Source organism: Xanthomonas sp. LF07-6, assembly GCF_034105445.1.
In the GTDB taxonomy this organism is placed as follows: Bacteria; Pseudomonadota; Gammaproteobacteria; order Xanthomonadales; family Xanthomonadaceae; genus Xanthomonas_A; species Xanthomonas_A sontii.
Map to the genome: position 1 here is coordinate 163,376 of NZ_JAXGGI010000002.1, position 21,035 is coordinate 184,410.

At 62.5% G+C, this 21,035-nt stretch carries 19 protein-coding genes and 2 tRNA genes; 2 read left to right on the forward strand and 19 right to left on the reverse strand.

Annotated features, from left to right (window positions below; translation table 11 throughout):
* Positions 1-52: 52 nt before the first annotated feature.
* From SLW56_RS05230 to SLW56_RS05270, 9 genes are all read right to left on the reverse strand, one after another.
* On the reverse strand, positions 53-2,524 hold the full coding sequence (locus SLW56_RS05230) for a VirB4 family type IV secretion/conjugal transfer ATPase (protein ID WP_017911229.1): 2,472 nt from the start codon (positions 2,522-2,524) through the stop codon (positions 53-55).
* 169 nt (positions 2,525-2,693) lie between these two features.
* Entirely contained in the window at positions 2,694-3,005 is a 312-nt protein-coding gene (locus SLW56_RS05235) for a VirB3 family type IV secretion system protein (RefSeq protein WP_010340363.1), read from the reverse strand.
* On the reverse strand, positions 2,998-3,393 hold the full coding sequence (locus tag SLW56_RS05240; RefSeq protein WP_017911231.1) for a TrbC/VirB2 family protein: 396 nt from the start codon (positions 3,391-3,393) through the stop codon (positions 2,998-3,000). The genes SLW56_RS05235 and SLW56_RS05240 overlap by 8 nt, the downstream gene beginning before the upstream one ends.
* Before the next feature lie 73 nt (positions 3,394-3,466).
* Entirely contained in the window at positions 3,467-4,342 is an 876-nt protein-coding gene (locus SLW56_RS05245; RefSeq protein WP_318526754.1) for a lytic transglycosylase domain-containing protein, read from the reverse strand.
* A gap of 146 nt (positions 4,343-4,488) precedes the next feature.
* Positions 4,489-5,532: a P-type DNA transfer ATPase VirB11 gene (virB11, locus tag SLW56_RS05250; RefSeq protein ID WP_017907223.1), complete on the reverse strand. Its 1,044-nt coding sequence runs from the start codon at positions 5,530-5,532 to the stop codon at positions 4,489-4,491.
* A gap of 19 nt (positions 5,533-5,551) precedes the next feature.
* Positions 5,552-6,730 (reverse strand): TrbI/VirB10 family protein, encoded by a 1,179-nt coding sequence (locus SLW56_RS05255; RefSeq protein ID WP_017911234.1) that lies wholly within the window; start codon positions 6,728-6,730, stop codon positions 5,552-5,554.
* On the reverse strand, positions 6,727-7,488 hold the full coding sequence (locus SLW56_RS05260; protein WP_017911235.1) for a TrbG/VirB9 family P-type conjugative transfer protein: 762 nt from the start codon (positions 7,486-7,488) through the stop codon (positions 6,727-6,729). The genes SLW56_RS05255 and SLW56_RS05260 overlap by 4 nt, the downstream gene beginning before the upstream one ends.
* Positions 7,485-8,495 carry a VirB8/TrbF family protein gene (locus tag SLW56_RS05265; protein WP_152235964.1) on the reverse strand — a complete coding sequence of 337 codons (1,011 nt, stop codon included), beginning with the start codon at positions 8,493-8,495 and terminating at the stop codon, positions 7,485-7,487. Before SLW56_RS05265 ends, SLW56_RS05260 begins: the two co-directional genes overlap by 4 nt.
* A 61-nt stretch (positions 8,496-8,556) precedes the next feature.
* The gene (locus SLW56_RS05270; protein WP_017916128.1) at positions 8,557-8,979 is read right to left on the reverse strand and encodes a hypothetical protein; all 423 of its coding nucleotides are present in this window, start codon (positions 8,977-8,979) and stop codon (positions 8,557-8,559) included.
* Between the two features lie 77 nt (positions 8,980-9,056).
* Between SLW56_RS05270 and SLW56_RS05275 the strand changes: the two genes are divergently transcribed.
* Positions 9,057-9,194 (forward strand): hypothetical protein, encoded by a 138-nt coding sequence (locus SLW56_RS05275; protein WP_157835126.1) that lies wholly within the window; start codon positions 9,057-9,059, stop codon positions 9,192-9,194.
* A 185-nt stretch (positions 9,195-9,379) separates the two neighbouring features.
* On the opposite strand, the gene SLW56_RS05280 is transcribed toward SLW56_RS05275, so the two are convergent.
* The 4 genes from SLW56_RS05280 to uvrB form a co-directional block, all read right to left on the reverse strand.
* Positions 9,380-11,053: a type IV secretory system conjugative DNA transfer family protein gene (locus tag SLW56_RS05280; RefSeq protein WP_026143628.1), complete on the reverse strand. Its 1,674-nt coding sequence runs from the start codon at positions 11,051-11,053 to the stop codon at positions 9,380-9,382.
* A 254-nt stretch (positions 11,054-11,307) separates the two neighbouring features.
* Positions 11,308-11,565 (reverse strand): hypothetical protein, encoded by a 258-nt coding sequence (locus SLW56_RS05285; RefSeq protein ID WP_152235963.1) that lies wholly within the window; start codon positions 11,563-11,565, stop codon positions 11,308-11,310.
* Between the two features lie 152 nt (positions 11,566-11,717).
* Positions 11,718-11,792, reverse strand: a tRNA-Val gene (locus SLW56_RS05290).
* Positions 11,793-11,890: 98 nt separating this feature from the next.
* Positions 11,891-13,921 (reverse strand): excinuclease ABC subunit UvrB, encoded by a 2,031-nt coding sequence (uvrB, locus tag SLW56_RS05295; protein WP_267102489.1) that lies wholly within the window; start codon positions 13,919-13,921, stop codon positions 11,891-11,893.
* Positions 13,922-14,068: 147 nt separating this feature from the next.
* Between uvrB and SLW56_RS05300 the strand changes: the two genes are divergently transcribed.
* Positions 14,069-14,605 carry a Tfp pilus assembly protein FimT/FimU gene (locus SLW56_RS05300; protein ID WP_267084489.1) on the forward strand — a complete coding sequence of 179 codons (537 nt, stop codon included), beginning with the start codon at positions 14,069-14,071 and terminating at the stop codon, positions 14,603-14,605.
* Positions 14,606-14,649: 44 nt separating this feature from the next.
* Here SLW56_RS05300 and SLW56_RS05305 read toward each other — a convergent pair.
* The 6 genes from SLW56_RS05305 to pilV form a co-directional block, all read right to left on the reverse strand.
* Positions 14,650-14,726, reverse strand: a tRNA-Asn gene (locus tag SLW56_RS05305).
* An 89-nt stretch (positions 14,727-14,815) separates the two neighbouring features.
* On the reverse strand, positions 14,816-15,235 hold the full coding sequence (locus tag SLW56_RS05310) for a type IV pilin protein (RefSeq protein ID WP_150409467.1): 420 nt from the start codon (positions 15,233-15,235) through the stop codon (positions 14,816-14,818).
* A complete protein-coding gene (locus SLW56_RS05315; protein ID WP_320694449.1) occupies positions 15,235-18,984 on the reverse strand; it encodes a pilus assembly protein in 3,750 nt (1,249 codons plus the stop codon). The genes SLW56_RS05310 and SLW56_RS05315 overlap by 1 nt, the downstream gene beginning before the upstream one ends.
* A 10-nt stretch (positions 18,985-18,994) precedes the next feature.
* Positions 18,995-19,576, reverse strand: coding sequence for a PilX N-terminal domain-containing pilus assembly protein (locus tag SLW56_RS05320; protein ID WP_017907234.1), 582 nt, complete (start codon positions 19,574-19,576; stop codon positions 18,995-18,997).
* Complete coding sequence (locus SLW56_RS05325; protein WP_152235959.1) at positions 19,573-20,541, reverse strand: PilW family protein; 969 nt, start codon at positions 20,539-20,541, stop codon at positions 19,573-19,575. Before SLW56_RS05325 ends, SLW56_RS05320 begins: the two co-directional genes overlap by 4 nt.
* Positions 20,538-21,014 (reverse strand): type IV pilus modification protein PilV, encoded by a 477-nt coding sequence (gene pilV / locus SLW56_RS05330; protein ID WP_152235958.1) that lies wholly within the window; start codon positions 21,012-21,014, stop codon positions 20,538-20,540. Before pilV ends, SLW56_RS05325 begins: the two co-directional genes overlap by 4 nt.
* Between the last annotated feature and the right edge of the window lie 21 nt (positions 21,015-21,035).

Genomic DNA, 21,035 nt, shown 5'->3' on the forward strand with positions numbered 1-21,035 from the left:
CACCTCAACACAGATCTTGTAGAAGATTGCCACGCGTGACTGGGCGAAGCGGTCAGCTGACCGCCGCCGCCCCCCGATTATCCGAAGACACCGACCTCGCAGGACCCGATTTTCCGGAGCCCTTGCGACGTGCGTAGAACTCGTTCAACCACTGCTCGGGCGTCAGATCGTCCGGCGCGACGCCGTGCTCCTTGGCCTTGCGCTCCAGCACCTGGTGCATGATTTCGATATTGTCGGTCGACGCCGAGATGACCGACAGCGCATCGTCCATGCCGCGCAGATTGAGCTGGCACACCGACGATCCATGGCCCTGCTTGACCAGGAAGCAGCGCGAGCGCTCGTCCAGGCTGACCACGACCTGGTACTCGGCCTCGGTGAGCTTGAGGCCGTCCATGTAGTCTTCCTTGCTGGCATTGGGATTGGGCAGCAGGATCATCGTCGCGGTCTGTTCGACCAGCGCCGCGGAAATGTCGCTGGCAAGCGCATCCTCCGGGCTCTGGGTGGCGAAGATACCCAGGCCGTTCTGTTTACGGATGGTCTTCTGCTTGTTCTTGGCGAATTCCTTCAGGCCGCCCTTGCCATCGAGGATCTTCCAGAACTCGTCCATCACGTAGATGAGCGGCCGGCCGTCGATCAGGGCTTCCAGCCGATGCAGCAGATAGTTGATGACCGGAACCCGCACTTCCGGATTGTCGATGACGTCGGTGTAGTCGAAGCCGATGATGCTGGCCTTCTCCAGGTCGATCGTATCGACCGGATTGTCGAACACCCAGCCGTGCGAGTTGCCGGCCGTCCACTTGCGCATGCGCGCGTACAGACCGTCGTCGCCCATGTTGGGCAGGCTCTTGCGGAAGTTGGTCATGCTGCGCAGATGCATGGGCGTGTCGAGCATGCCCTCCACGCCGCGGAAGATGTCCTCCTCCTCGCGCGAGGTGTACTCGATCTTGCCTGCGAGGACCTTGATCAGGTCGGCCAGGAACTGCACGTTCGCCTCGGTGCGCTCGCACTGGAACGGGTTGAAGCCGGTGGGCTTGCCGTTCTCCAGCGCCAGGTAATTGCCACCGCAGGCACGCACGAAGATCTCGGCACCGCGGTCCTTGTCGAAGAAGAAAATGGTGGGAATCGGATCGAACTTCTGCACCTGGCTGAGCAGAAAGTTGATCAACGCGGTCTTACCGGTACCGGACTTGCCGATCACCATGGTATTGGCGATCGCCTTCTCGCCGAGCGAGTTCTCCGCCGGATGCGTCGCGTGGAAATTGAAGTAGTACGGCTGGCCGTTGGTGGTCTGCAAGGTGGTGACGCACTCGCCCCACGGATTGTTCTCGCGCTTGCCCTGGGCGAAGTTGTGCAGCGGCGACAGACCGAGGAAGTTCAGTGAGCTGACATTGGCGATACGCGTGCGGTAGCGCCAGTTGCCAGGCAACTGCGCGTAAAAGGAGGAAGCGACCGCCAGATCCTCCTTGGTCGAGACGAAACCGGCATTGGACAGTTCCGCGCGGGTGGTCGCCACCTGCTGCGAAAGCTTCTCCTGCGTATCGGCGTAGATGGCAATGGTGAAGTGATATTCGCCCAGAACGAAGTTGCCAGACGACAACTGATCCATCGCCAGGTCTAGCTCGTGGATCTGGCTGACCGCCTTGTCGCCGGAGGACACCATCATGCCCTTGGTGCGATCGAGCACCTTCAGTGCATCGTGCCGTCCCATCGGGCTGAAGGAGTGGGTCACCACATACTCGAAGTCGAGATACTTCAGGCCATTGAGGATGCCGGGATAGGTTCCGTCGGTGTACTCCTTGATGTTCAGAATGGCACCGAAATGATTGACACCCTCCGGGGTCTTGATCACGAAGTCGCCGGTCTTGTTGGCGAACATGTGCTTGCTGACCGGCAGATAGGCGGGCACCGGCGCCTGCAGCACCGGTACCGGCTCGTCGATGCGATTGATCAGATAACCGAAGAACTCCAGCGTCTCGGAGAACACCACGCCATTGGTGGCCTCGTACATGCTAAGCCGGTACGGCGAATAATCCTTCAGCACGGCTTCGACGTTGCCTGCCAGTTCGAGAACCTTGGCGATCGCCTGGTCCTGCTCGGACTGCAACTGCGGAATGCTCGACGACTTGTCCATGAGACGCTTACCTGTCACCACCGGGCGATAGATCATGGTCATGTACAACTCGTTCTGCATGATCTTCTGCGACGACAAGGCGCCGTAATACTGGTCCGACAAATCCTGGTTGAAGGCCTGCTGGAACTTGCCCTCGTTCTTGATGCGACGACGGCGGCGCACATCGTGCACCCAGAACGCCACATTGGCGAAATCCGGAGCACGCAGCGTCTGCAGCATGCGATTGAAGGTGTTGTGACGGTGTTCGATCTCCCACTCTTCGCGGCCCACGAACGGAAGCCCGCCCAAGTGCCAGACCAGCATGAAATCTCCTCCCGTCGTCTTCAGCACGGACGGCGCCACATGCGTGGAGATGGAAATGAACTCGCTGATCGAAGTATCCGGGATGAACATAATGAAGTGACTCAGAATCCGTTTCGTCTTGCCAAGGCCCGGCGCGCATACCCCGGGAACTGCCGACCTCGCTCAGACAAGCCATCGCGCGTCGACACGAAAAACCGAACAACCCCATGCACGACACAGGCGTCGTGCATGGGGTCGAGACCCGATGCCGGATTCCAAGCTAGCGCTTGGCGCCCGGCACCTCTTTCCTGTACTCATTCGGCGAGAACACCCACATGCCGGAATAGCGCTGCAGGTTGCGCACGCGCATCCGCATCATCCAGCGCAACCCGAGCATGCGGAAGATCATCTCGTCTCGCTTGGTCATCTGCTGCATGACGAAGACGATGACCGGAATGAGCAGCAGCAGCCACATATCGAAATAGATACCCATCAGGAAGCCGCCACCCGCGCCGATGAAAAACGGGATGTACGGCACCCCGAAAAACATCGCCGGTCGGGTGCAACCCCGGAAAAGCACGTTCTTATGCATAGTGCAGAACGTGCTGGATCATATCGATCGCCGCAGTGGCCGTGCACTGCTTCTGGCCGGTGTCGCCGATCAGCATCTTGGCCAACTGGCCGGCCGCGCCGATCAGCACGCCACCTAGCAGCACCGGCGCCACTTCGGAAACGCGCTTATGCGCAAACGCGATCTGGTAGCCGGCGAAGACGACCGCGATCGTCACCACCACGATGGACGCCATGTTCAGGATATTGTTGGTCTTGCCGAGGAAGTTGCAGACCTTGGTATCGGCACCGGCATAGTCCTGCGCCATCGCGAAGCTGGACGCGAGCAGGGCCACGGTGAACACCGCCGCCTGCAACGCCGCCGTGCCGATGACCTTGGCGTTCGACTTCATCTGATTGTTCTTGAACATCGTGAGTATCTCCTTGACTGGAAAACAGGGGGTGATCAAAAAGCCATTTGCATGGCCGCGCTACTGCATCTGGCTAGAATACGAAGGCCCCGTCGCCAGGCGTCGGCGGCGGCGTACTTGCGCCAGGAACGGTCGCTCCCGCCACGGCCTGAGGCGCGTGTGCGGAAACGTGCGGAGCTGGGGACGCTCCGCCACCTGCAGGAACCGCCACTCCTTTGCCGGCGCCTGTAGGTCGTATTACGTAGAGATCGGAATCTGCAGCGGACAGTTGCGCCGCTGGTGCGGCCGCAACTGTCCCAGCGGTCTGCTGCGTTGGCGCCGCGACGGCAGCCTGAGGGCGCAGAGATGGCTGACCTTGCGCGGCCAGGCCGCTGGCAAGCTGGTTCGCCGCCGAGTCGATGCGCCGCGACACGATCGAATCGACTTCGCGCACCGCCGCGGCCTTCACCGAGTCGTTGAGCGCACGACGCACGCTTCCGGCCGGGATCACCGGGATCGCACCAGCGGTGGACGCGGCGAGCGCCCTGCCCTGGTTGATCGACGCGTAGACCTTCTGCACGTAACCGTGGCGGTACCCGGTCTCGAAGTTTCCGGAGTAGTAACAGCTGAACGACTTGCCCCAGTTACCGCCGGAGCGGCTATAGCACTCGGCCAGGATCTTCGAGGCGGCCTGCAGATTGGGACAGGTCTTGAATGCTTTTTCGTAGGTATCCAGGCCGTACTTGATCAGGTTGTAGCGGTTGACCTGCCCGAGACCGAGGGAGAAATTGTAGCCCTTCTCTTCCAGCATCCGCGCCGTGGCCACCGCTTCGGACAGGTTCTGCGGCTGACGCACCAGGCGACCGCCGACCACACCGATCGCGAACGGATTGTGCGACGACTCGACGCGCACAACGTGCTGCATGACTTCAGCCGGAACCGCCATTTCGGGACAGCTGAGTAGTTCCATGCCTGGCAACATGCCGTGGTTACTCCCTATGCATCGGCGTCGTGGCAAATCGCCCAGAACGCCGCAGATGTAGCAAATCAATCGTGTTGGAAGAAAAATTCAAAGTCAATCGGCGCCGCTTCGCCCTATCACCTTAATGAACATATTCATCCCCCACCCGACTGCATGCGTTCCGGATCGAAATCGATACCGGTGATATAGCGCCGGCCCGCGTGCGATTTGATGTGGACAACGATGTCGATGGTCATCATCAACAACCGCTTGATGACGGCGAACTCCAGGCCCGACCCTTCGGCCGACGCCTTGACCATCAGCGCCAACTGATCCCAGGTCTGCCCGATGCTGCCAGCATGACAGCTGGTGATGGAACCGGGATGACCGGAAGCGCAGTTGCGGATGAAGTAGAACGACTCGTCGCCGCGCAACTCCGCAAGAATGATGCGGTCGGGCTTCATGCGCAGGCATGCTTCCATGCAGCTCTTCGCGGTGACGTTGCTCGTGCTTTGTCCGCCTTTCGAGTAGAGCAAATGCACGGAATTGGGTTGGCTGATGAAGAGCTCGCGCGCGTCCTCGATCGTCACCAGCCGCTCTTCGTGCGGGATGTGATTCACCAGCGACTTCATGAAGGTGGTCTTGCCGCTACCGGTGGCGCCGGCAACGACGACGTTCTTCTTGAACAGCACCGCCTTCTTGAAGAACTCGGCGTAATCGCGCTGCCGCCGCAGCTCGAGAAGCTCGCGATCCTGCTCGCTCAGACCCGACTGCACCTCCAGGATCTCCTGGAAGAAGCCGTCTTCCTTGTACTGCTCCAGGGTCTTGGTGTGCTTGGACGGCAGACGGATGGTGATCGACACCTTGCCGGCGTCGCAGGCCGGCGGGATCACGAACTGCGCGCGCTGTCCGGTGGGAAAGGTCAACGACACCACCGGATCGGCATCGGTGATGCGCTGGCCGGTATTGCTCTCGTTGACCACCGCCGTACAGAACTGCCGCGCGCGATCGAACGTCAGCGACGGGATATCCATCCGCTGCCAGCCACGCAGGGTCTCCAGGTACAGCTCGCCAGGACGGTTGATGCAGATTTCCGTGACGTCCGGCGAGTTGAGGTAATCCAGGATGCCCAGTACCGAGTACTGGTAATCCAGGAAGTCCGTGGAGATCTGCGCGGTCGGAGAGTCGTCGAACGTCACGTCGCTGTCTCGATCTCTGTCAACGCGGCAGCACGGCCGTGAAGTCGACGTCCTTGGCCACGTAGACGTTCACGATGGTGCCCTGGTTGATGGTCACGGTGGCGGGACGGCGGCGATCCAGGGCCTGGTCGGCCAGACGCTGGATGGACTGCGCCGTGTTGCTCTCGTACGGCTGCTCGGTGACGATGCCGGAATTGAGGCCGGTCGTCGTGGTCTTCGGGCCATGCTCGGCCGCCGCCCACTTGAAGGCGTCGCTGAGCAAGCTGATCATCAGCGCGGACGAGATGCGGCTCGCCCAATGCGCACTGTATTGACCCGGGTGGCCGGCGCTGCCGAGGTTGTCGACGCCGGGACCAACCAGGGTCACATCGATGCCGGTAGGGGTGGTGATGCGATCCCAGACGACCTGCATGCGCGGGCCGGTCGGTTCCCCGGGACCGTACTGGCCGAGGATCTTCGATCCCTTCGGCAGCAACAGGCGGCGGCCGTTGATGGAGTACACCGGCTCGGTGATGATGCAGGAGGTGAAGCCGGGGAAATCGGTGATGATCCGCGTTTCCAGCACGCAGCGGATGTAAGTGCCACGCACCAGCAGACCGTCCGGGTTGGCGATCGGCTTGGCAGAGGTCTCCTGCTCCTGCTGCATCGGCGCGCCACCCTGCTCCTGTCCCGGCATCATGCCACCCAGGCCCTGGCCACCGGCGTCCTGTTGCAGGCCGGCCATGCGCCGCTCCAGCAAGGACGGCCCACGCTCCTGTCGCGGAGCCGACTGCATCTGCGTGTCGGTATCGGTGGGCATCGGCGGCAACGGCGGCAGGCTCGGTTGCTCGGCCAGTGGCACCGGCTCGGCCGGCTGCACCGGTGGAGGCGCCGCGGTCTGCGGCAACGCAGGCGCCACCACCGCTTCCTGGCGCGGCTTCGGTGCCGGCTCAGGCGTGCTGCTGCCGCTCACCAGCCAGAAGATCGCAAGGATCAACAGCGCGGCGATGCCGCCCAGGAACACCAGCGCCTTGCGATTGAGCTTCTTCAGATCGCTGGAGCGGAGCACCGGCTCATTGGCGTCCAGATCCGGGTCAGCGGTCTGCTGCTGGCGAGCGAAATAGGGATTCTCGCGCGGCGCATCGTCCGCATGCGGGGAACGCGGCTGACCGTGGTCGTTGCCGTAGTTTTCGTCAGACGGGGGTAGATTCGAGTTCACTTTTGCTTGTTCCTACGCAAGCCGACAACATTCTTGCCGTGGCGGATGACCAGGAAGGGATAGGTCCCATGGACAATCAGGGTGTTGCCCTCGACTGTCGTATTGACCAGGAAATCCTCATCGCTCTCCTTCTCGCGACCGAACACCGCCGGGAAGTTGCCAGTGGGGAAACGCGTCAGATCCATTTTGATGTAGGTGAACTTGCCATCGTCGTAGACGCTGCTCGGCACGATCCACATTTGCTTGGAACGCGTGGAATAGTCGTAGTCGAAGTAGTAATGACGATCCTTGGTCAAGCGCGTGTCGAGCTGCGACTCGTCCTTCACCTCGTCGCTGGCGGCGGCAAAGCTGGTGTCCTTCGGATAGGTGAAGGTCACTTTGTACTGCACGCCGGCCTGCTTGGCCTGCTCCAGCCGCTGCCAATCCGTCGCTACCACCTTCAATTCGAGGATGTAGGAGTGGGTGGCGGTGCGGATCATCATGTTGGTATCGACGTCGACGTTCTTCGGCTTCAGGTAGAAGACGTTCTCGCGACGGCTGAGTTCCCAGCCACTGGTGAAACCGGTGCTGTAATCGAGGATCTTCTCGTTCGGGCTCAGTTCGATCTGGGTGGTGATGCCCAGGCCGGTACGCACCTGATAGATCTTGTCAGGCTCGTACTCGTACTGCTGAACCACCTGGGCCGATGCAATCGGCGCGAACAGACCCAGAGCCAGCAACGCAAGATGCGCCGAACCGGTTTTCGTCAGGAAACTCATCGAACGTTCGCTCCATTACCGTTGTGCTGAGGTGCAACGTTGGGTGCAGGGGCTGCCGCAGCCGGCTGCGCCCCTGGATAGACAGGCGCACTCGCCGGATTGGCCATCGGCGCCGGCTGCGTGGCCGGCACCGTACCGTTCGCGCCTGGTGCCGTCGGCTGACCTGGCATCCGCTGCATCGGCACTTCGCCCGCCGCTCCCGGCATCTGCGCGGCCGCAGGCTGCTGAACCGCGCCGGTCTCAGGAGCCTGCACGGCCGACGAAGGTGGCACTGGCATGGCCGAGTAGTCGTTGTCGACCCGGTAATCGGTCACCTGGAACCCCAACGGATTCTGCACCCGCAGTTCGTCGTCCATGGCCAGATTGCTGTTGTACTTGAAGCCGATAATGGCGAACTTGTTGTCGAGGAACGTGGATTGCCCCGTCTTCTTGTCATAAATGCTGCGCTGGAAGCGCACGTTCGCGCCTGTATACGGTTTATTGCCCCCGCCGAGCAGGTTCATGCTCAGAATCTTGACCCGAATCGACCGCGCCTTGCCATAGGTGTAATACGGGGCCGAGGGATTGTTGGGTGCGTGCAGATTGAAGTACTCGGCCCCCACCGCGGTGTCCCGCGGCGCCATCGAGAACACCGTATTCCAGTCGTTGAGCCCCATCATCTCCGAATCGTAGGACTCACGTGCGGTGATGAAGCGCGCCACGTTGCTCTTGGCCAGCGCTTCGCTGTTGGTGACACTCTGCACATCGCCGCTGTTGCGCAATACCGTCACCGAGGAATTGCCGGTATACGCATCGGCCATCACCAGATACGGCACCTTCTCCTTCAACGGCAGCATGTAGTAGTACCCGCCGCCGAGGAGCAGGCACATGATGATCGCCCCGAACGCGACCCACCACGCACGGCGCTCGCTGCGGCGAGCCAGATCAGCAATGCTGATTTCGTAGTTGACCGCCTTCGCTACCGCTTTGTTGACGTTTTCGCTTTCGACCGGCTTTTTACCGAACATCAGACTTCACCAGGTTTCGTAATGTGGCTGTCGGCGCGCAGCGTGCAGGCCGACGGTGACGTCACTTCGCGCTGCCGCTGGCTGCCGGCGCGCCGCTCAGCGACGACGACGGCTGCACCAGGATGCGATTGCCCGCCGCAGTCACGCTCAGCCCTTCCTGCGCATAGACCACGCTCAGCTCGGCGACCGCCTGCTGGATGCTGGTGGTGTTGATCTTGGCGACCGGGGCATACAGCGTGTAATCGGACTGGATGCCGTAGGACAGTTGCATGTTCGAATCCTTGGCCCAGCGCTCGAGCATCGTCTTGAGCGTGCCGTCCATCGGGATCGCCTGATACACGTACGACGAGTACAGCGGGATCTCCATGGTCGACTCGGAGAAACGGTTGACCGGCTTCCACTTGCCGCGGAAGTCGGGTGCCGGCCTGGTTGCACAGGCGCTCAACAGCGCGACGGCACTCAACGTAGCGATCAGCCGAAACATATGCGTTCTTTTCACGCGAGCCTCTGAATTGCGGAAACGTATAGAGAGCGGGCGGCGCGCAGGCGGCCCACTGCTGGATGGCGAAGTTCGACGCGACGGCACGACACGCGCGTCGCGGCAAGGAAGGCGCCGGAAACGGCGCGGGCACGGATCTGCGGCAGACAACGGGACGTATCCGAGGCCGCGCGATCAGCGCCGAAGAAAACGGAATTTGACAGCAAACCTTCCATGTCACCCCTTACGTGCGCCGTTCGGCCCACGCCCCTGTTCCTGTTTCTGTTACCAACGCACCGCCATACTCGCGAGAATGTGCCGCAGGGGCATGCCCACGTCAAGCATTTGGCAAAAAAACGTTCAAATGATAAATACGCCCAAAAAATAGATGTTTTTCGTCACACTTTCATATCGAGAGCGTCGGAATATCGACTTTGGGACGCAGCCGCGCGGTGAAGTAGCGATCCTTGTAGTACTTGATCTTGTCGCACTTCACCGGATGCGGAATGCCCTCGTACAAGAACACCTCTTGATCGTTGCCCATCGCCTTCAACTCTTGCGGCAGCATCAGCGCCCGCTTCTCCTCCGACACGCTTCGGGTCACATCCTTGCCGCGGGTGACGTTCTTCTTGCGGAAGGTGGTGTAGCCGAGCATCTCGGAGTAGTCGTTGGCATCCTGCTGCTCGCGCGGAGCGTAGAGAATCTGCAGTGCATGATTCGTGATGATGGTCCGCGAGATGTCCTTGCCATAGGTGGCATCGAGCTGGGCCATGCTCTGGATGATCGGCAGAAGGCGGACATTGTAGCCAGCCATATATGACACTGCCGAGGCGATGATGTCGACCTTGCCGATCGCGGTGAACTCGTCCATCAGCAGCAGGCACTGATACTTCAGCGCCGGATTGCTCTTGGGCAGCTCCTTGGTGTTGAGGTTGATGATCTGGCTGAAGAACAGGTTGATGATCAGGCGGCTCTCGGCCAGCTTGTTGGGCTGGATGCCGATGTAGATGGTCATCTTCTTCTTGCGCAGGTCGGTCAGCAGGAAGTCGTTGTCGCTGGTGGCCGCATCCAGCACCGGATTGATCCAGGCATTGAGCGGCTCCTTGAGCGTGCCCATGATCGAGGCGAAGGTCTCGTCCGCCTGCGACAGCAGATTGGAGAACGCCGACTTGGCATTGCCGCTGAGGAAACGCCGCTCCGACAGCGACTTCAGGTACTTCTTCAGGTCGGTGCCGTCGCCGGACGACAGGCGGTAGATCGCGCCCAGCGTCGGCGTGCCGAGCCCGCCGGGGAAGCCGATGTTGCGCTCGTCGTCCCAGTTCTCGAACAGGTACAGCGAGAACGCCATGAACGCATTGCGCGCCTGGCTGACCCAGAACTTCTGGTCGTCGGAGCCATCCGGATACAACATGGCGGCGATGCTCATCAGGTCCGAGACGCGGAACGCCGGATCGTCGGAAACATAGCTGAGCGGATTCCAGCGATGGGTGCGACGGTCCTCGGCGAACGGATTGAACAGGAACACCTCCTGGCCCTGGCTGGCGCGCCAGCCGCTGGTCAGATCGAAGTTCTCCTGCTTGATGTCCAGGACGACCACCGATTCCTGGTACTCCAGCAGGTTCGGAATGACCACGCCCACACCCTTGCCCGACCGGGTCGGGGCCGCCAGGATCACGAACTGCTGGCCACTGAGGCGCACCAGCTTGCCGCGGAACTTGCCGACCACGATGCCGTCGCCGCTGGTCTTGAACAGCCCATGCTTGGACAGGTCGGCCGCGCCGGCGAAGCGCGCGTCGCCATGCAGGCTGCGCTTGGGCGGCCTGAACATCAGTACCAGGATCAGCAGGGCCACCAGGCCGGGCAAGCCGAAGCCGAGGTAGCCGGCCCATTTGATCTTGCCGACGTACGGAGCCACCTCCGGCAAGCCGATGGCGTGAACGTACTGGTAGTAGGTGCCTAGCCCGAACATCCGTGTGTCCAGCTTCAGCAGCAGCAGGACCAGATAGCCGGACAGGAAATAGCCGCAGACGGCCGTGAGCACGACGACGAGCGCCGCCGCAACGAGTTTACGATTCGACAAGCCCTATCCTCCCTGATCCATCCTGGCCGACATTCTAGAGCGAGTTCCGCGCTTTGAGAGGAGTTGCGTCGGTGGTGTGCGCGTCGGGAGGACCTGCAAGCACGGCATCGACCGGAAACGGCGCTTGGCCAGGGAGGTCGGCCCGTCACAAGCGCCAGGCCCCAGATGGCGCCTGCGCAATACCCGGGACCCCGGCACGTCCTGCCCGGCGAGTACTGCTGGTGGGCTTGCGACCGCCCAGACGTGCAGACGCGCTAGCGACGCTGCCGCGTGCTCGGCTTGTTCCGCGAGGGCTTCTTTTCCGCGCTGACCGCGTCCCGATCGCGCTCGATCAGGGTGTCCAGGAAGACACGCGCCTCGTCCCACGACATGTCGTGCGGATCCACCCGCGCACCGCCATCGGTGGTGACCGTATAGCCCACCACGTTGGCCGGGCTGTAGTCCGGCTCCCGGGTCAACGCCACGAGCTGGTAGCGTCCTTTGACTTGCACCGTATGATGGTATTCCACCATGCGCCTGGCCTCCTCGCCTGATCGTCCGCTCGGATGCTAAAGCAAGCCCGGCCGCGCGGCCAGCATCCGAGCGCACCCGGTGGCGTGAGCGCAGACACAAAAAAGCCGGCGTCTGCCGGCTTTGTCGTTTCCACGTTCGCTTTTTCGCGTCGTGGTGGGCGGTACAGGGTTCGAACCTGTGACCCCTACCATGTCAAGGTAGTGCTCTACCGCTGAGCTAACCGCCCTTCTCTGCCGCGGCGCACCGCTGCAGGGGCGCGAATCTTAGCCCACCTGGCGGACAAGAACAATACCCACCTTCCGATCGGGCACCGCTGCGGCCCGCCTAGCCGACCAGACTGGCATCGCGCAGCTTCTTGATCTGGTCGCGCACCCGCGCCGCATCCTCGAACTCCAGGTCGCGCGCGTGCTGGTACATCTCCTGCTCCAACGCCTTGAGTCGCGAGGCGATCTCCGCCGGCGCCAGCGTCCGGTAGTCGGCCGGCTCTTCCGCGACTCGGCGCGCCTTGCCCTTGCCTTTGCCCTTGCCCGACTTGGCCTCGGTCGCATCCTCGCGCGCGCCCTCCAGGATGTCCACGATCGGGCGCGCCACCGACTTCGGGACGATCCCGTGTTCCAGGTTGTACTCCACCTGCTTCTCCCGGCGGCGCCCGGTTTCGTCGATCGCTGCCTGCATCGAGCGCGTGATCTTGTCCGCATACAGGATGGCCTTGCCGCGCAGATTGCGCGCGGCGCGGCCGATGGTCTGGATCAGCGAGCCGGTGGAGCGCAGGAAGCCCTCCTTGTCAGCGTCGAGGATCGCGACCAGCGAGACCTCGGGCATATCCAGGCCCTCGCGCAGCAGGTTGATGCCGACCAGCACGTCGAACTTGCCCAGACGCAGGTCGCGAATGATCTCCACGCGCTCGACCGTGTCGATGTCCGAGTGCAGGTAGCGCACCTTCACCCCGTGCTCGCCAAGGTACTCGGTGAGATTCTCGGCCATGCGCTTGGTCAGCGTGGTGACCAGGACGCGGTCGCCATCGGCCACGCGCAGGTTGATCTCCGACAGCAGATCGTCGACCTGGGTCGCCACCGGCCGGATCTCCACTTCCGGATCGATCAGCCCGGTCGGGCGCACCACCAGTTCGGTGATCTCACCGGCCGACTCGCGCAACTCGTAGGGCCCGGGCGTGGCCGAGACGTAGATGCTGCGCGGCGAGCGCGCCTCCCATTCCTCGAAGCGCAGCGGCCGGTTGTCCAGCGCCGACGGCAGGCGGAAACCGAATTCCACCAGGGTTTCCTTGCGCGAGCGGTCGCCTTTGTACATCGCGCCGATCTGCGGCACGGTGACGTGCGACTCGTCCACCACCAGCAAGGCGTCCGGCGGCAGGTAGTCGAACAGGGTCGGCGGCGGTTCGCCCGGCGCCTTGCCGGTCAGATGCCGCGAGTAGTTCTCGATGCCGTTGCAAAAGCCGACCTCGGCCATCATTTCCAGGTCGAACTGGGTACGCTGCGCCAGCCGCTGCGCCTCGACCAGCTTGTTCTGCGCGTACAGCTGTTCGAGCCGATCCTTCAGCTCCAGCTTGATCGTGTCCACCGCGCTGAGCGTGCGCTCGCGGGTGGTGGCGTAGTGGGTCTTGGGATAGATCGTGTAGCGCTGGAGCTTGCGCAGCGTCTCGCCTGTCAGCGGATCGAACAGGGTCAGCTGCTCCACGTCGCCGTCGAACAGTTCGATGCGCAAGGCCTCGCTGTCGGATTCGGCCGGGAACACATCGATGACCTCGCCGCGTACGCGGAAACTGCCGCGGTGCAATTCGTACTCGTTGCGGGTGTACTGCAGGTCGGTCAGGTGGCGGATCAACTGGCGCTGCTCCACGTGCTCGCCGATCGACAGGATCAGCCGCAGCGACAGGTAGTCCTCCGGCGCACCCAGGCCGTAGATCGCCGAGACCGTCGCCACCACCAGCGCATCGCGCCGCGACAGCAGGGTCTTGGTCGCGGCCAGGCGCATCTGCTCGATGTGCTCGTTGATCGAACTGTCCTTCTCGATGAAGGTGTCCGAGGACGGCACGTAGGCCTCGGGCTGGTAGTAGTCGTAGTAGCTGACGAAGTACTCGACCGCGTTGTTGGGGAAGAACGCCTTGAATTCGCCGTACAGCTGCGCCGCCAGCGTCTTGTTCGGCGCCATCACCAGGGTCGGCTTCTGGATCGCCTGGACCACGTTGGCGATGGTGTAGGTCTTGCCCGACCCGGTCACGCCGAGCAGGGTCTGCTTGGCCAGGCCGGCCTCGAAGCCGGCCACCAGCTTCTCGATCGCCTGCGGCTGGTCGCCGGCCGGCGAATACGGCGATACGAGTTGGAAACGGTCGGACATGCACAAGCCTCAAGGTGAAGAGCGAGGCCGACAGTGTCGGCCGACCCCGCGCCGGGGAGATTTCCTACATGGGAACGCACAACCCCCTCATTCAAGCCCTGCCGCCCGGCCGCGAGACTGGCGACCTCGCACCGGGAGACGACGGACATGCGGAACGCTGCAGCCAAAGGCTACACATTGCTCGAGGCCATGATCGTGATGGCGGTGATCTGTCTGCTCGCCGGCATCGGCCTGCCGGCGTTCCGGGAACTGCTGGCGAACCAGCGATTGACGGCGGCCACGCACCAGCTGAGCGCGCACTTCGCCATGGCACGCAGCAGCGCGATCAGCCTCGGCGTCCCGGTCAGCGCCTGCCCGTCCAACGGGGAAGGCGGCTGCCGCAGCGACAGCGACTGGAGCCACGGCTGGCTGGTGTTCCGCGACCCGGAACGGCAAGGCCAGCCGATCGCGCCGGACAGCATCCTCAGCCAAGGCAGCGCACCGGGCGCCGGCGACCTGGTTCTGCGCTCCAACCAAGGCCGCCCCTCGGTCCGCTTCCTGCCCGATGGGCGCAGCGCCGGCAGCAACCTGACCGTCAACATCTGCGAGCGGGGCCGGTTACGCGCAGCGGTGGTGGTCAACAACACCGGACGCATCCGCACGCGAAAAGCGACCGAACCGATGCCCTGCCGGACCCCGGACTGACGCACAAAAGCAAAGGCCGCGATCGCTCGCGGCCTTTGCGGATTTGGCGCCCGAAGTTGGACTCGAACCAACGACCCCCTGATTAACAGTCAAGTGCTCTAACCGGCTGAGCTATTCGGGCGGGGAGGCGCATTGTATAGAGGCCTCATGCCGACCGCAAGGGGTGAACCCGTGCTTTCCTGACTGCAACTGCGCCCTACCGGCCCAGCTTCACCAGCAGGTGCCCTCGCCCGCGCCGGTAGACGTCGTACGCGTCCCCTTCTGATCGATGCTGAGCGCGCCGCACTGGGTGTCGTTGGCCAACTGCGGACCGGTCGGCGTCGCCGTCAACTTGAACGTGTTGGCATTCGGCGTACCTGTGAAATCGACGTTGTAGAACTGCACGGCATCGCTTCCGCACTGAGGCTTGGGAACACCCTCATACGTCAGCTTGGTGGTGTAGTAGCGCTCGATGAGCTGCGCCCCTTGCTGCAAGCACACGGACGCCGCCGAGCGACGGGCCTTGACCACGTGCGACTGATAGCTGGCGAACGCGATCGCCGCCAGAACACCCACGATCGCGACCACGATCATCAGTTCGATCAGGGTGAAGCCGTGCTGCCGGCGGGACGGAAAGGAAGAAAGTCGCATCAATTGTTCCTCAGAAGTTCGCGCCAGGACACGCGCTTCATGCTGAGCGCGCTGCTGTTGGTACCGAGCGTGGTCGTACTCGCGTTATCCAACGCGATCTGCATCTGGTTGCCGATGAAGATCGGACTGTTGGGGCTGCTGTTCAGGCCGATGCCGGACACGGGTGTGCCATTGAGTGTATCGCCGGTGCTGGATCCGCCGCTGCCGTCCAGGTCGAAGAAGGATTGCGACAGCCGGCCGCCGGTGAACGGGTTGATCGCCATCACGAAGCCCTTGCCGCTGGGGCTGCACACATCGCCCGAATCCGGAATACGCGTGGTCCCGATCAGCGCCGTGCCCTGGAAGAAGTTGGACACCACCATGCGCTCGCCCTGCGGCGTGCCGGGAGGCGACAGCAGGTCCATGTACCAGCCATCCTGCCCGGCGTTGGGCTTGTCCTCGATCACGCGCACGGCAAAGCCGTTGACGGTGCCTTCCTGCAGGATGTTGACCTTGTTCAGGGTGGAACGATTGGAGGGGATGGTGCTGCCGCGGTCGATCAGGCCATACCAACTCTGCACGTCCTTGTTGCCCAGATCGCCGCTGGACAGGTACTTGCCGGTCCCGAAGAACACCCAGGTCAGGCCCGTCGCCGGATCCTTCGCCGCCGTGGGTGCAGCGGTGATCGGTTGCGCCTTGGACGCATAGTTGGCGGAGAACAGCTGGCGCACCGTCCCGGTCGCGCCGGACATGTCGAACCGCCAGACATTCCCGTTGAGATCGCCAGCGTACAGACGATCGACGATGAAATCGTTGTTGGACGACCAGGCCAGGACACCGGACAGGCCATTGTTGCCGCTCGACCCCGTCTGGATACGGCTGGACGCACCGGTGATGGCATTCACCAGGATGAGATCGGCCGAATCGCCGCTGCTGTTAGGACCATTGCCGAGCATCGCGTACCACTGGCCGTTGGCGAGCTGCCCGATGATCGGCTTGCCGAGATTGTTGCCCAGTCCGACGAGATCGGTGGCCGTGGAGGTTTTGTCCCACAGCAGAGTGATGTTGTTGGGATCGGTGACATCCAGCGCGAACATGCCCTTTCCGCCCCGCCCCATGGTGCCGATCAGCACCGAGCGCCAGCTGCCCCCGGAGTAGACGTCCGACACGGTGAGTTCGCCATCCACGTAATACCGGTGCTGGTAGTTCGGATCGGTGTAGTCCAGCAACCCGGTCATCGCCGCTTTCGGCACGAAGGCGAACTTCTCCGCACCGGTGCTGGCATCAAACCCATGCAGCATGCCGTCATTGGCACCGACATAGATCATCGGCGCGCGCGTGGACTTGGCCGCAGCGAAGGAGGCATAAGCGCTGGCGCCGTTGAACGTCGCCGTCGTGTACAGCCGTGGATTGGGTGCTCCCACATAGACCGGCTGCGAGTTGACGATGTCGCCAAGGATGCCGCTACGGGTACGCAGGACGCCACCGTTGGCCTTCTCCTGCGAGCGATCGCCACGCAGATAGTTGATCTGGTTCTGCGTTGCAGACGACAACGGCGTTCCGGCGAGCTTGCCGTAGGCGAAATTGTCCAGATTCCCATTCGAGTTGACGAACTTGATCGTCCGGGTATCCCAGGCCGGGAGCTGCGCGCCCGCGCTCCACGCCTGCGTCAGCGCGCCGGTGGTCTGGTTGACGTCGTACGCCACCACATCGCCACGCCAGGTGCCGCTGTAGAACACGGACTGGTACGTCCGCGCGCCCGCTTCAAGCTTGGTCGTATTGCTGGCGAGGGAGGCTGCAGACCCCTTCATCTCCTCCAGGATGCGCTCGAACGCCTGGCGCAGGCTCGCCACCATCTTTTCCGCGTCGGCGGCAAGGTAGTAATTGTCAGGCTTCTTGTAATTGGTATTGCCATTGACATAGGAGCTGCCGTCCCACCAGGTGGAGTCCGCCAAGGCGCTGATATTGGTCTCCGGATCGTAGCCTTCCGGCACACGGAAACCGCCGTACTTCGTGGTCAGCCAATACTGGTTGGTGCTCGGCGACTTGTAATCGCCATATTCCACAACGTCGACCCAGTGTGTGGAGAGGGTCTGCTTGCCAGGCAAGCCATCGCTGGCGGTGTCGGGACGCAGATCCTTGGTGTGCGCGTCGTAGGCGAGCGCCGCGATGTAGGCGGAGTTCTTGTCGCTGTTGAACTGCGACGTGACCGCGCTGGAGGCGGCGTCGTTTGCAGACTTGCCTTCCTTACGCCAGATCTGCGTCATACGGTCGATGACGCTGACCGAGGTATCGCGGGTCACTTCCGGAGGTGTGGCCGGCTCGCCACTCAGGTTGGTGGTGTTGCCTGGCAGATTCTTGTCCAAATGCGTGTTGGTGTCGCCGATACCCAAGATCACATTGATCTGGCAGCGATAGGAAATCGGATCGTTCCACTGAGTGATGACCGGAAAACCATCGGCTTGCTGGTATCGCTGCTGCGCGTTTCCGCTCAACGAAGAGTAGGCCGCGATATTACCCTGGTGTTTGAAATAGCGGATTGCGGCGTAATAGAGCTCACTGACATCGTCGTACGACTTGACGTTCTTGCCGGTATTGAGTTGACCGAACTTGTTCAGATAATTGATGACGCCGCTGTTGACGACCTGATACTGAGGGTCTGTCCCGCCAATCGCCGCGGTCGTTGCTGCAGCGTCGGAAACATCGGGATTTTGATAGATGACGCCAGTCTGCGGATCCCACTCTCGCGCCGCATTCGCAAGCGCTCCCTGATCAGGGTTGTAAGTATATGGCCCGACGAACTTCTGGTTTGCGCGCAAAATACCGCTATCCACGGAAGGATCGTCAGTGTTCTTGTAACCGAAGACACTGTAGCGAATGCGCTTGGAATACTGCTGAATCAACCCCTCCGGCTTATAGCCTCCGTTGGGATAGGCGACGCAGTTGTCCTCGAGATACGAGGCACCCAGACTGGCATCGCAGACCTTGACCCGAACAGACACCTGGAACGTCAGGCTCGTATCCTGGACACAGCCAATGTTCTGAGGGGACGTACAAGGCGAACCGTCAGGCATAAGGTAGCTGCCATCGAGGGCATGCTTGCTAGGGTCGTAGGCGATCGCAGTTCGTGGCGCATTTCCGAGGTTACTTGCGGCGAAATTCATCTTGTTGCCGAGACCATCGATGCGCATCCCGAAGCTTTGCCAGTTGGCCGCCGTTCCACCGGAGATGAGCACCTGGTTGTTGCTTATGAAGCGCCGCGGAAAATTGCCCGTACTGTCGCGATCGGCGATCGCCTTCTCGAGAATGGTCTCAGTCGCGGTATCGCGTACGCGATACCCTCCCGTCAACGCCGAACGAAAAGGATCGATCGTCTGAGTGGCCGCCCAATTCAGGAAATTCCCCGCCCATACGCCGGCCCCGCCACAGGAATAGCTGCCCGGGTTTTTGCCCAGCAGTCCGACCGGATAAAAATAGCGATCAGTTTCTGTATCGCTGTAGTGGTATCTGTAGCACTTGCCGGAATCGAAATAGCCCACGAATTTGGTCGTCGCCGAATACGTATCGGACAAATTCGCCTTACTGATCACCGTCGGGAACTCCACCGATGGCACGAATGCCAGGTTGCCCGGCACGTCGCTGCCCACATACAGCGGCGACTGCGAGACATCCACATCCGCACCGGCGCCGCCGACGGTACCGATGAATAGACCGGCCACCACGGCAAGGAGCCAGTCCCGGTACGTCGTCTTCTTCGCTCGACTGGTCATAGTGGGATCCTTACTTGACGGTGACGTTGGTCTGCAGCACGACGATGGCCCGGCCATTGGACGCGGCCGGGTTGCCGCTGCGCGCGATGACTCGGTAGTAGTGCTCCAGCGAGGTGCCGCCGGTGCCGCCGTATTGGTTCTGATTGATGCTCGACCCCAGGCCCAGCTGATCCTCGCTGGTGCGCTGGCCCAGATACTGGATGTAGTACTGGGCCGGCACGGCCTGGCCCGTCGGCGTCACCGTGCCGTCCACCCAGCACTCCTGGGTGCCCAGCGCACAGCCGCTGGAGGCATTGCCGGTATACGTGTTGCTGGGAACGGCAGGGCATACGGTGCCGGGGACCTTCACGCAGTTGAAGCCGACGGTGTTGCCCTTGCCAGCCTCTGTCTGAATCAGCTTCTCCGCATCGCGCAATGCGCCTTCGGCGGCCTGGAACCCCAGGCTGCGGTCGTACATGTTGGAGGACATGCGCTCCTGCAGCAGCGTGCCGCGCAAGACGGCGAGCCCCAGCAGGGTCATCACCAGCAACAGCAACAGGACGACGATGAGCGAAATGCCGGACTGCCGGCGGGGCGATGGCGACGTGTTCACGGGTTCCGGTTCCTGATGCTCACGATCGTGCTGAATGTCCGCGTCACCGGCTGCTTGTTGGCGCCGGCCGACGTATCGGCGCTGACGGTCATGTCGATCTTCACCGCGATCACGTTGGCCCAGTTGCCCACGCCGCTGGCATCGGCATAGGCGGTGCCGCCGGTGGACAGATACTTGAACTGCAGGCCGGTGACGCCATCGGCGATTTCGTTCTTCTGGCTCGTGCCGCCAGGCAAGGCCACTTCCTGATACAAGGAGGTGCCGCCCGTTCCTCCGCTGCTGGCCGCGACATACCAGCGCACCGCCCGCACTTCGGTCAGGATGGAGTTGATCTCGTAGGTGTAATTGTTCGAGCCGGCGACGCACACGCCCGGCAGGCGTCCGAGCCGTGTGCAGGTATTGAGGCCGCCGCTCGCGTAACTGGCCGTGGTGCCGGAAACGCTGTTCACCTGCAGCACGGCCAGTTGCTGGCGATCGCACAGCAGCATGATCGCGTTGCTGTGCAGGTCCGGTGCTGCCGCGTTGAGCGTCAGCGTCTGGTTCGCCGGGTTGTGCGCGGTCACGGTGGCGCCGCCGGTACCCGCGGAGAGGATCTGGATCGCGTCGGTGCCTGCCGTGACGGTGAGACCGGACGGGTTGCTGTTTTTGTAGCCCGTCAGCGGCAGCGCCCAATTCATCCACCAGCTCGCCGTGGGATTGTTCAGCACGTTCGCGACCGGCAATCCGGAATCGCACGGATTGCCGCCGGCCTCGCGGATGTCCTGTGCCATCATCTCGAAACCGGTCCGGGCCGACTCCTGAAGCCGGCTGAGGCCCTCGGTCGCCGCATAGGTCTGCCGGTTGGAGAGAAAGATGCCGATCGCCGCACCGACCACCAGCAGGCCGAGCAGCATCGAGATCATCAGCTCGATCAGGTTGAAGCCGGATTGGCGCCGTGGCAGCGCCCGAGCGATCAGTGTGTTCACAGTTGGGCCGTCGTGCTCAGGGTCTGGGTCGCGCTGCCGCTGGTGTTGCCGCCAGCACTGGAGTTCACGCCGCGGCTGTCGTCCCATTGCACAGTGATCGTGCAATTGCCGTCGTTGCAGGCGATGGAGCCGCACGTGGTCGCCGGGTCGCCCCCGATCGCCGCCTTCAACCCGCTGAGCCAGACCGCCTTGTCGTTCGCCACCAGGTCGCCCGCCGCCGGCGCCGTGCAGAGCATGCTGCCGGTGTTGTAGGCCCCCAGCATCGCCGCGCTGCGGTTGGCCCGCATCGCATCGAGGATGGTGTAGGTCTGCATGACGATCTGGCTGCGCTGCAGCGCGCTCTGGTTGTTGCGCAGCGCCGTGGTCTGCATCGCCGCCACGCCCAGCATCCCCACCCCCAGGATCAGCACCGAGATCATCACCTCGATGAGGGTGACGCCCGCCATATGTCTGCCGTTCTCGAACCGCTTCATGGTGTCTCCGCTTGCCGGAAC